This is a genomic window from Ligilactobacillus sp. ESL1201 (genome assembly GCF_058503265.1).
Genome location: NZ_CP196362.1, coordinates 273,454 through 285,285, shown reverse-complemented (window position 1 = coordinate 285,285; position 11,832 = coordinate 273,454). Strand labels below are relative to the sequence as shown.

At 44.1% G+C, this 11,832-nt stretch carries 9 protein-coding genes; 2 read left to right on the top strand and 7 right to left on the bottom strand.

All coding sequences use genetic code 11. The annotated features are described in order from the left end of the window. Nucleotides 1-101 precede the first annotated feature (101 nt). The 3 genes from ACSYSK_RS01375 to ACSYSK_RS01365 all read right to left on the bottom strand — a co-directional run bounded on the left by ACSYSK_RS01375 (nucleotide 102) and on the right by ACSYSK_RS01365 (nucleotide 1,445). Nucleotides 102-365 (bottom strand): type II toxin-antitoxin system Phd/YefM family antitoxin, encoded by a 264-nt coding sequence (locus ACSYSK_RS01375; protein WP_491715181.1) that lies wholly within the window; start codon nucleotides 363-365, stop codon nucleotides 102-104. A 281-nt stretch (nucleotides 366-646) separates the two neighbouring features. Then, a complete protein-coding gene (locus ACSYSK_RS01370) occupies nucleotides 647-850 on the bottom strand; it encodes a hypothetical protein (RefSeq protein ID WP_491715180.1) in 204 nt (67 codons plus the stop codon). A 55-nt stretch (nucleotides 851-905) separates the two neighbouring features. Beyond that, on the bottom strand, nucleotides 906-1,445 hold the full coding sequence (locus ACSYSK_RS01365; RefSeq protein ID WP_491715179.1) for a hypothetical protein: 540 nt from the start codon (nucleotides 1,443-1,445) through the stop codon (nucleotides 906-908). 637 nt (nucleotides 1,446-2,082) lie between these two features. Between ACSYSK_RS01365 and ACSYSK_RS01360 the strand changes: the two genes are divergently transcribed. Beyond that, nucleotides 2,083-3,201, top strand: coding sequence for an NAD(P)-dependent alcohol dehydrogenase (locus ACSYSK_RS01360; RefSeq protein WP_491715178.1), 1,119 nt, complete (start codon nucleotides 2,083-2,085; stop codon nucleotides 3,199-3,201). A gap of 73 nt (nucleotides 3,202-3,274) precedes the next feature. Here ACSYSK_RS01360 and ACSYSK_RS01355 read toward each other — a convergent pair whose 3' ends face one another. The 4 genes from ACSYSK_RS01355 to ACSYSK_RS01340 form a co-directional block, all read right to left on the bottom strand. Then, nucleotides 3,275-4,540, bottom strand: coding sequence for an MFS transporter (locus tag ACSYSK_RS01355; RefSeq protein ID WP_491715177.1), 1,266 nt, complete (start codon nucleotides 4,538-4,540; stop codon nucleotides 3,275-3,277). A gap of 27 nt (nucleotides 4,541-4,567) precedes the next feature. Beyond that, nucleotides 4,568-5,995, bottom strand: a complete 1,428-nt coding sequence (locus tag ACSYSK_RS01350) for a glycoside hydrolase family 32 protein (protein ID WP_491715176.1) — start codon at nucleotides 5,993-5,995, stop codon at nucleotides 4,568-4,570. A 436-nt stretch (nucleotides 5,996-6,431) separates the two neighbouring features. After that, nucleotides 6,432-7,688: a methionine gamma-lyase family protein gene (locus tag ACSYSK_RS01345; RefSeq protein ID WP_491715175.1), complete on the bottom strand. Its 1,257-nt coding sequence runs from the start codon at nucleotides 7,686-7,688 to the stop codon at nucleotides 6,432-6,434. 50 nt (nucleotides 7,689-7,738) lie between these two features. After that, nucleotides 7,739-9,844, bottom strand: coding sequence for a putative ornithine decarboxylase (locus ACSYSK_RS01340; protein ID WP_491715174.1), 2,106 nt, complete (start codon nucleotides 9,842-9,844; stop codon nucleotides 7,739-7,741). A gap of 232 nt (nucleotides 9,845-10,076) precedes the next feature. Between ACSYSK_RS01340 and ACSYSK_RS01335 the strand changes: the two genes are divergently transcribed. Beyond that, complete coding sequence (locus tag ACSYSK_RS01335; protein ID WP_491715173.1) at nucleotides 10,077-11,516, top strand: APC family permease; 1,440 nt, start codon at nucleotides 10,077-10,079, stop codon at nucleotides 11,514-11,516. Nucleotides 11,517-11,832: the final 316 nt, after the last annotated feature.

Below are 11,832 nucleotides of genomic sequence, written 5' to 3'. Positions count from 1 at the left end.
AAATATAATTATACACTATTTGGGACAAAATTAACAATTTTGGGACAAAAATAGACGTAGTCTGACTAACTACGCCCATACTCAAGCATTCAACTGTTAGCTTAAAACTCCCTATCTGTCTCAAACATGGTAATCTTTTTTGCTCGAAATTCTTCCAACGGAATTCCTTCACCAATAGCGCATTTAGCATTATTTAATTCCGTCAATAACTGAATCTCTGACTGAAATTTTTTCCACTCTTTTGAATCAATCAATGTACCAACGTCAGTACCATTCTCAGTAAAGGTAATATGCGTTCCTTCTTTAAGCCTAGCAAAAACACCGGTGTATTGCCGTAAAGCAGGTAACGGTAAATTTTTTCCCATGAATAATTCCCTATTCACGAATACTTCATCTGAATTGAACTATTTACTTATAAATACGTCTAGGAGGTTCAATTTATTCTAACTATGATCACGTCAAAAAACACGTATTAGTCCTAAACTTACCGTAAAATCAAAACAAGCAGTTGCACAACTGAATTTAACAGATATCTATTTTTGATTACTGTGCTTGGTTTGAAATTAGGTATATTTAAAACTAATACGTGCATAGTTACCATTAACCTTTATTGTAAGGAGAAATCACCTCCCTTAGAAAAAATAAATTAATTTCTTTCGTCTATCGACCCATCGGGATAAACTACGATACTTTTAGCAGTTTTAGTCATAGTCTGTGAACTTTTAGAAATTGCTTTAACAAAATAACCGCCACTTTCAGTCATATCCATAAATTCCCAGTCCCAATCACCATTATTATCACCGTAGTGTTGCTTAGCATATGCTACCGCTTGAGCCGGACTATTGATCACGTCTCCATCGGCACTACTTGAGTCGGCCGAAAATAATAATAAAAATTTTTCTTACTTAATCATCCTCATCTGCATCAAGTATTCTAAAATCTCTAGTATTATCAATATCGTTCATATACCACCAAATATTTGATTCAATATCATTACGCCCAGACCCTACTGGATTTTTACCGTCAAGTAATTTTTTATATTTATGCATATTAGTACCAATATATACATAAATTAAACTACTACCTTTATAAACAAGTAGGGCCGGAACATTATCTACATTGTGTTCCTTTAACCAATGTTTACCATAATCAGTGTTTCCATTTTCAAAGTTATTTATATCAATTGTAGTCACTTCAGGCCCCATGCTATTTAACAATTTAGGTAATCCATCTTTAGCCAGACTATTTGCTCTGTCACTATTTGATTTATATAAAAATTCAAAAGACAAGTCATTAGCACCCGAAGCATCACTAATTTCATCCACCTTAGTTGCTTGGTTAATACCAGCAAAACCATTTCTAACTTTTTGAATATGATGATGTACACCATTCACAACTAAAAAACATAAAACTACCACAATTAAAAAATTAAATATTTTTTTCATAATTAATTATCCCCTTAGATTTTTTTGCCTCTCTTTTTAAATCACCGCTTTGCATACTACTTCTCCTTTCCCATTGCACCAAAAATAGACGTAGTTGCACCAACTACGCCTACCTGCAAATATTCAACTATTGAATTAAAAAAACTACCTATCTGTTCTGTTCTGTTCTGTTCTGTTCTGTTCTGTTCTGTTCCATAATAATTGCCCTTCTTACTTTGTCAAGTCCTTTTATACCTTACCTTAAATCACTCATAGTAACATTGTAACCTATTACTTTGTAAATTCATATAGCATGTTTTTGATTGCGCTTTCGTTAGATAAAAATTAAATTTCCGTGGCTTAATATTAGTTTAACATTTATCCCCGCGTTCTTGTGCTAAATTCCCCCACAATAACGAGTTAATTTCCTAATGACTATGTAGTTGATTTCACGACTAATACCTAACTAACTGCCAGTTTAAACCTAGTAAACCGTTAATTTAACAATAACTAGCACATTATATTATTGATTAGCAAATAAATTCAAACTAATAAAACAAGTACCATTAGTACAAAGACCTGCAAGCATCATAGAGCACACTACACAGTAGCCGTGCTAAGCTTACCGTACAAAATATTTTCTTAAGGAGAGATTTTTATGAAAATCAAAGCAGCTGTACTAAACGGTCGCAACCAAGAATTGACAGTCTCAGACGTTGAACTCGACCAACCCAAAAGCAATGAGGTCCTAGTTAAAATGGTGGCCTCTGGCGTGTGCCATACCGACGCAACTGTCATTGATGGCTCAATCGAATTGGAACTACCAGCAGTTTTAGGACACGAAGGCTCCGGAATCGTGGAAGAAGTTGGAGCAGACGTTCAGGGCTTTCAAAAAGGCGACCACGTTGTGATCGGTTTTGCAGCCTGTGGCGAATGCAAGTACTGCAAAGCGGGACACCCGGGTTCTTGCTTACGCTTTAGTGAATTGAACATGGGCGGAGCAATGAAAGATCATACCCACCGTTTGCACACAGAAGATGGCCGTGACGTTTCCGTCTTCTTTGGTCAGTCTTCGCTAGCTACTTACGCCGTAACCGACGCTAATAATTTGGTCAAAGTTCCTGACAGTGCAGACTTGCGTTACCTCGGACCATTGGGCTGTGGTTTCATGACTGGTAGTGGCAGTGTCTTAAACTCATTAGATCCCGAAGCCGGTTCAACTTTGGCAGTTTTTGGTACGGGAGCCGTTGGTTTAGCCGGGATTATGGCCGGTAAGATCGCCAACTGTGCCCACGTTATCGCCGTGGATATCAACGACGAACGTCTCGCATTAGCCAAAACATTAGGGGCAACCGAAACGATCAACAGCATGAAAAATGAAAATGTGATCGAACAGATTCAAGAAATTACTGGTGGCGAAGGCGTCAACTACGCATTTGATACCACTGGTGTTCCGGTAGTCTTGACCAACGCGCTGCGTTCTTTGGCCATTTCCGGTGAATTAGCCACCGTCGCAGTTTCCGTTAAGGACCTAACGATCAACCCAATGAACGACTTAGTAACTCCTTCACGCACCATCAAAGGTGTCATCGAAGGCGATGCCGTTCCGCAAAACTTCATTCCTAAGCTGGTTTCATTCTACGAAAACGGCCAGTTCCCGATCGACAAGTTAACTAAATTTTATTCAATTGACAATATCAACCAAGCTTTCGCAGATTCCAAAAATGGTAAGACCGTTAAACCGATCATCATTTTAGACCCGAGCTACAAAGCTTAAACACCAACCGCATAATACTAAAAACGCGTGGCCTCCCTCACAGGAAGTCACGCGTTTTATGCTTTATTATTTATTATTCCAAAGGCTGGCCATCGACTTGCTGGTCGTCTTTTTTCACTACGAAAAGCGCATAGATTCCCGCAATCACTACGATGCCTGCGATAGCTAAGAAAGTATGGCTGTAACCGATCTTGTCGCGTAGCGCACCCAGTGGCGTGGAAAAGACGATCTGTCCAACTTGCGCCGCGATCTGGAAGCCGACCATGTAGATCGTCGACGAGATCCGGGTGTCAAAATGCAACGTGAAGTAACGAAACATTGCCAAGGTGAAGAAAGCTGTTTCCGGAGCGTGCAATAATTTGACCAGTGAAATGCCAACTGGGTTAGTGACTAACCCACAGCCGCCGATCCGGATGACCATGATGATGATCCCGGCAAACAGGGTATTTCTCACGCCGATCTTCTTCATGACCCACGGCGCACACCCCATCATGATCGATTCCAAGAAGACTTCGATCGAATTTAGGATGCCGTAAGCATGATTACCAGCGGCCGCAGTGGAGAAGAATTGCGTGAAAAACTGCGGGAACATCTGCTGGTCAAACAAGGTGTAAAACGTCCAGCTCAAAACGATGAAAAAGACGATCTTCCACAGATCTGCGATCCCGAAAACGCTGAAGATATCCTTCATCGAAGGCGTTGTTTTCTCCTTGTCTTCTTCGACGCTGTTACCAAATTTAGCGATCTGTTCTTCTTTAGGTTTAACCAATAATAATACCAATAACAAAATTACCCCTAAAGCTGATGCGACCCAAAAGATCAAGTACGGGTTCATCGTAAACAAGTAGCCGGCTAGTAATGCCGCTACCGCGTAGCCAAACGACCCCCACGCGCGGGCTTGCCCGTATTCAAAACTGTAACGCCGACTCATCCGTTCAATAAAAGCTTCGAAGGTCGGAGATGCAGATAGAAACGCAGCCGACAAGTAAATCGAACCCAACAGCGCACCAACGTAAAAATTACTCTTTAACATCGGGGCGTAAACCCACTGGAAGAAAGGCCCTAGTAAAATTTCTAACACTGCGCACAAAACTAATAAGTGCTTTTTGATCCCTAACTTATCTTGCAACGTGCCGTAAACTAACATTAAAATCATCGTCACCGCTGAATCAAACGAATAGATCTTACCGACTTGAACGCCGGAAAATCCCAATTTATTGGTCAGCCAAATTTGGAAAAATGACCACCAAATTCCCCACGCCGTAAAAAACAGCAAGATAACTGCCGAATTTTGCAGGTAAAAGGGATTTTTTAATGAACTTTGTTTTTCTTTAGCCATTATTATCACTTACTCCTCGAGTTAGGACTACCCTAAAGTGTAGCCCACCATTTTAATTTGCACTGCTTGGTCCGCCGTTAATACTAATTCCGGCACCTCTGTCGTATAGTAGCGTTCCGAAAAGACCGTCTCGCCGTCGTTGACGAAAAATTCTACCGAACTGGTATCGATAAAAAGCCGTAATTTTAGCGTAGAACTAGGTGTGACCCGACCAAAACGTTTGGCATCACCTTTGCGATCCGGACGCTCAGCTACCAATTCGCCAGTTTCTTTGGCAAACGACAGCGAAACCAATTTTTGTCCCGCAGCAGTCATACTAAACGTTAGTTCCTTGCCGCTCCAAGCATTAAGGTCAGCCGTTAGCTCCAATTCCAAGTGTTGCGGATCCGGGACTGCGATCTTCTGATTGGTAGTCGTTACCGTTTGGTCGACTACCTTCTCACCTCGCAAACCAGTTAATTCAGCGGCTGGCGTCATGTAGACGTGGTCGTTTTTCAGAGTTAGTTCACGCGGGACTGTCAGTGCACCGGCCCAACCATCTTCTTGTTCCGGCATTTCAGTTTCCCACATGTCTAGCCAACCGAATACCAAACGTCGGCCGTCCGGTGCCAGCAAGGTTTGGGTCGCGTAAAAATCATGACCGTAGTCTAATTCGGTAAAATCACCGTGCGTGAACTGATTGTTGGCGTAGTCCATTTGCCCCACAAAATAACCCGTTTGGTGCAGGTTGAGGTATTTTTTCCCGGCGGGTGCAATTCCTTGCGGCGAGCATAATAAAATATCTTTACCATTTAAGTTAAAGAAATCGGGGCATTCCCACATATAGCCCTCTTTATCCGCTGCCGTAGAATGTGCGATCGGTCCTAAATACTCCCAGTGCAACAGGTCATCTGAACGGTATGTAATGACCCGACCGACCCCTTGCTTGTTTTGGCTTCCCAAGATCACGTAGTACTTACCATCGCGTTCCCAAACCTTAGGGTCACGAAAATGTTGCGTGTTATCTGTGGGCGGCAATTTCAGCACGGGATTTCCTGCGTACTTAGTGAAATTAATGCCGTCATCACTGTAAGCAATATTTTGTGTTTGCCAGAAATGATCAGGATCGTTTTCCCCTTCGTAATAATGGTGTCCCGTGTACATCAAATACAAGCGACCGTCCTTAACGACTGCGCTGCCGGAAAAACACCCGTCCTTATCTTCGTCATCGCCGGGTACTAACGCTACCGGAAGTTGCTCCCAGTGGATCAAATCTCGGCTACGATAGTGACCCCAATGCATCGGTCCCCACTGTGCCGAATACGGGTGATACTGGTAAAAGACATGGAAGTAGCCCTGAAAATAAGAAAAACCGTTAGGATCGTTCATCCAGCCAAAAGGGGTACTAACATGATATTTTAGCCGGTAACGGTCGTTAGTGACTTTAGTCAACCGGCTTTCATCAAGTGCTCTCATTACTATTCTTCTTTCTGCTTTAAAATAATCAAAAACGTTTGCACTAAATAATATAACTTGAATGCGGATACATGTCAACCGGTTGCCATTAATTTAAAGTAAACTCAACGAGAGTTGTTGGCGTGCCATAATTAGTAGGCAAAATAAAAAAACTAGGACAAATTTATCCCAGTTTTTATTTTTTATGGGTGATTAATTACGCTCCAGCTGGCAGCAGTCTGTGCCTAACTACGTCTGGCAACAAGTCTTAACCCGATTTATTACCAGCCTAGATTAGTGCTCACCTGCTAACCACCAGCTTTTGCAGCTTGTTTAATTGCGCTCGGCAAGCCAGCAGTCTAGGTCCTAAGGACACCGAACAACAAATCCAAATGCAGGATTTGCCGTTCAGTGCCACTTAGTCCACGACTGCTGACCGGCTTGCCTCACAACTTGTTTAATAAAACGTATCCCTTACTGCGTTCGTGACCGCGATCTTGACGTGCGCGTACGACAATCCGCCCTGAATGTACAGCGAGTATGGCGGTCGCAGCGGACCATCCGATGATAATTCAACCGTCGAGCCCTCGACAAAACTTCCCGATGCCATGATAATTTCGTCTTCATAGCCGTCTTGATGATACGGGATCGGGTCGACAAACGAATTCAACGGCGAGTAATGCTGAATAGCTGCACAAAACTTCGTCATCGGCTCCGGCTTGCCAAAAGTAACCGTCTGCACGATATCCGTACGCGGGTCATCCCATTTAGGTGCTACTTTCATGCCCATTTTTTCCAGCAATGCCGCCGTAAAGACCGCCCCTTTTTGTGCTTCACCGGTCACGTGGGGAGCCATGAAAAATGCCTGATAAAAATCACGCAGGTAAGCGTAAGTCGCACCCTCGTGTTTTCCCGCACCCGGAACGATCAAGCGCGCGCCAACATTATCGATCAAATCTTGGCGCCCCACAATGTACGCACCGGATTTAGCGATCCCCGCACCCGCATTTTTATACAGCGATCCTGCCATCAAGTCGGCACCAAAAAACGTCGCTTCCTCAGTTTCAGAAAACTCGCCGTAACAGTTATCGATAAAAATAATCGCCTGGGGCGCTAATTTTTTAGCGACTGCGATCATTTTTTTGATCTTCTCGAGGGTAAAACTCGCACGCGTCGCGTAACCAAGCGAACGCTGGATCGCCACGACCTTGATCGTCGGGTCACCAGCTAGGTCACGTTCAACGCCCTCATAGTCGACTTCGCCGTTATCCAACAGCGGGGTCGTTTTAAATTTAATGCCATGTTTGAGCATAGTACCCGGATGATCACCCGCGATCCCGATCACTTCTTGGATCGTGTCGTATGGCTTACCAGTCATGTAATACAACGTGTCTCCGTAATACAACTGAGCAAACAGCGCAGTAGTGATCGCATGAGTGCCAGATACAAGTTGTGGGCGCACGATCGCATCGTCAACGTGAAAATAGTCAGCATAAATTTCTTCTAACTTATCACGCCCCGTGTCGGTGTAGCCGTAGCCAGTCGAGCCGTTGAGGTCCTCTTCGGCTACGTGGTGTTTGGCAAATAAGCGCAGTACTCGTTGTTCGTTATATAACACTTGCTCGTCGATTTCTTTAAGACGCGGTGCGATCTGAGCATCGACTTCTTTGATTTTCGTTTGCAAATCCTGTGGTAATTCTGCTGTCCAATTCATTTGTTAAATTCCTTTTCATTGATTTTCATTTTTATTATATTAGTTTTCAGTTATTCGGGCAAAACAGCCGCGCTAACGTGAAAATGTCCCTGAGGATCTTGCTGGTAATATACCCCTTGGATCTCCGGCACAAATCCCGGAAAACGTTCCATCACCCCGACTAAAACTTGAAAATAACGTTGCGCTTCTTTGGTCCAACGCTCCCCGGGCGAAACGATGAAGACCCCCGGCGGGTACGGCAGCGCGCCTTCCAGCGCCACGCGCCCAACGATGTCATTCAAATCACACAACTCGCTGTGACCGCGTTTGAATTCCTGTTCCGCTGCAAAGGGCATCAACTCGCTAGTCGGTATCGTACTAAATAGCTGCTGTTGCAGACTAAAAGTCCGGTGTTGCCGGTAATAATCGTGCATTTCCTGACAAAGTTGCTTGATCGTATAATTACGGTAACGCTTCTGGTGCTGCGCAAAGATGGTTGGTAAAACCTCAGCCAGTGGTGCATCCGCTCGATAGGCTGCTTCAAAGCCCAGTAAGACTTGCAACAGTTGTTCCAAATCGGCTTCAGTATCCCCCGGCGTCAGTAAAAACAGCAACGAATTCAAGTCATCTTTTCCGCGGATGATATTATGCTCTAATAAATATTCAGCAACGATCGCACCGGGAATTCCCGTTGACGTGTACTCTTGTCGTGCAATATCTATCCCCGGAGTAGTGACAGTTAACTTAAAAGGATCTAGTAACGCCTGACCGCGCGCCATTTTGGTAAAACCATGCCAGTTATCATTGCCGACTAACTGCCAGTATTTAGGCTGCGTCGCCAACTCGGCCGTAGCGATTTCTTGCCAGGGTTTGCCAGCAACTGTAGCTGGCACCAGCGGTTTAAATAATTGCGAACGTTGCAATAACTTTTTACGCCACTCAATGCTTGTCACCAGTAATTCTTGCCACCACTGTTTGACCCCCGAACTTCGGGCTAATGCCGTGTTGGTTACCAACGACGCGTACAGCGGATACGAATAACTAGACGTCACGTATTTTAAGTAGGCGTGGTTAAAATGCTTGTGGTCCACGTAACGATCCTGACCTTTTAAGTGACTGTCTTTTTTCAAGATCTGAGAGGTCTGCCCCATTCCTGCCTGCTGTTTGTGCACCGACTGAGTCACCAAGATCCCCGGATCAGCGGGACCATACTGACCAGCAAGCGGCGACAGGTCGTTTAACAACGGGACAAATTGCTCGTAGCCGCCCCACGCACAGTCAAATAAGATATAATCACACAAATGCCCGATTTTATCCACTAACCAACGTGCATTGTAAAAAACACCATCATAGGTCTCAGACTGTACTACTGCCAATCTAAACGGCCGTTTGGCTTGCACTTTATCCGGTGCAACTTGCGCGATCTGTGCGCGCAACACGTCTTCGTCAAGTGCGTGCGGGTCCATTCCCCCAATCAATCCCAACGCATTCCTATCTGTGGGCACATAGACTGGCAGTGCCCCGTTTAGCAGCAACGCGCTATTATAAAGCGACTTATGATTGTTGCGGTCAAACAATACCAGATCGCCCGCCGTCAGCAACGCACTAGCACAGATCGAATTGGCGCTAGTCGTCCCGTTCGTACAAAAATACACTTTATCGGCATGGTAAACTGCCGCTGCCTGCTGTTGAGCCGTCAACGGTGTTCCTTGGTGTGTCATCGTGTCGCCTAAATACGCTACTGTATCACTGGTATCCGCGTTGAGCAGATTATCACCAAAAAATTGATTAAAAACGTAGCCTGCTGGGTGTTTGGCATAATATTTGCCGTTATGGTGTCCCGGGGTGGTAAAGCTTAAAGGACGGCGCTGCGCAAACTCTATTAAATCCATTAAAAACGGCGGCACTACCCGTTGTTGGTAATCACCAGCAGCCGTTGCGATCTGAGCGCGCAACTGATTTACGTCTCCAGTAGCAGTGCACTCCACTGTGGGAAAATCCAACCCACTGTTTTGCCGTAACTGTTCAACTACCTGTTTTTGCCGTTCATCAGTAGCATCGTAGACAACCGCCGCTAGTTGGGCAGCATCCAGTTTAGCACTTAAAGCCACTTGCGGCCAGCCAGCTGGTAAGTACTTTATCAACTCCGGGGCAACAGCAATTTTTAAATAATTCATCTTTTATTTTCCTTTTTTTCAAATTGACCTGTGCAAATTAACCGATTTGGCTTACAATAATAAATTGGTATCTCAATTATTTATGCTAGTCTCACCTTAAATGATAGTCAACCTCTGCTAGTAAAGATCGTGAGGAACAACATGTCACTTCTATTTTCAACTTTACATAAGCCACCAGAGCATTCCTTGGATAACAAACGCAAAATTTAATATACGAGGAGTGTTATTTGACATGTCGTTAGAACCTGATAAACACTACATGAAATGGCAAGTTATTGCGTTATTGGACTTTGTCACTATCATCAGTTTTGAAAATATCTTTTATCCCTTCCAAAATCAAGGATTATCCGTCGTTATTTCCTGGATATTTTTACTATTTACTTACGTCATTCCTTACGAACTGATCGCCAGCCAGCTGAGTTTGACCTTCGACAATCAAGAAGGCGGGCTGGCTTCGTGGGTCAGACGCTCGAGTAACAACACGTTGGGCTACTGGACTTCTTGGATGTACTGGGTCCAAAGTGTTCCTTACATCGTGGACGTTTCTAATTCGGTGATCGTTTCTTTTAGCTGGATGATCTTAGGCAACAACACCTTAGGAGACAAGATGTCCCCGTTTTGGTTTGGTCTTTTGACTTTCACTTTGATTTTGCTGTTCATCCTATTAGAAAATGTCATTAAAAATTCGCTGGAGTTGCTTTCACTACTCGGCGGCGGTGCGATGTTTATCATGTCGGTCCTGTTTGTTTTACTCGCAGCCGTTTCCGTCATGAGCGGGGCCCATATTGCCACCCAGCCATTTAACTTACACGCATTTTTACCTAATTTTTCGTTGAAATATTTCTCCACCACCGGACTACTGATCTTTGCCATGTCCGGTGCGGAATTAGCCGCCCCTTACGTCGTGCGGATGCGTGATCCTAAGCATGAATTTCCTAAAGCGATGTGGCTATTGGCATTGATGACTGCCTTTTTAACGATTTTTGGCACACTATCGTTAGCTATCTTTTTCAATGCCCACCACATTCCCCACGACTTCAAGATGAACGGCCCTTACTACGCGTTTGCACTGTTAGGACACCAACTCGGCTGTGGTAAATTGTTGATGTACACTTTCGCCGTCGTTCAAGCACTCTTCATGATGGCTCAACTGGCCGTCTTGCTCGACGCCACCAGCCGGGTATTTGCCGGAGATGTTGCCGACCAGTTCATGCCTAAGTGGCTGACCAAGAAAAATAAAAACGGCCGCCCCGTTAATTCGTATCTCTTAACGACCGGTCTCAGTTTATTTTTACTTTTGCTGACGGGTACTTTACCCGACATCAACTCGATCTATAACTGGCTGTTAAATATCAACGGGATCGTTTCCCCGTACAAGACTTGTTGGGTCTTTTTCGCTTTTATCGCCGTGCGCTGGCAGGAAAAGAAATTTTCTTCCGACTACGTCTTTATCAAAAATCAAAAAGGAGCCTTGCTAGTCGGTGGCTGGTGTTTAGCATTTACCTTTGTCTGCGCCACGTTAGGCTTTATTCCCCAAGACGCGGCGGTAGGCACGCACGCGTTTAACCACCAATTGCTGATGAATTTCGTCACGGTCTTTATTTTATTTGGACTAGGATTGTTGATGCCGTGGCTGCGGAAAAGAGAACTGCGCAAGGAAAATTTGAATTAAAATAAGTTGCAAAAAACTGGATCTGGGACAAACAACGTTTTGTCTCAGACCCAGTTTTGTTTTCCGTAAGTAATAGCCTTAATCGCGTTTTTCAAGCCAGCAGTCTAGCTTACAACTTGATTAATCGTGCTCCGTAAGCGAGCTATTCTAATCTAACTACGTTTCAAAATAAAACCCAAGTGCGGGTTTTACTTTGAAACTAGGCTAGTGCTCGACTTAACCTCTTTTTGTCCCAACTCCGTTAGTATAAATTTGAAGAACAAAATGCTATAATTTATGAATGACAAACTGGAAATTCAGCCAGTTTGTATTTTAC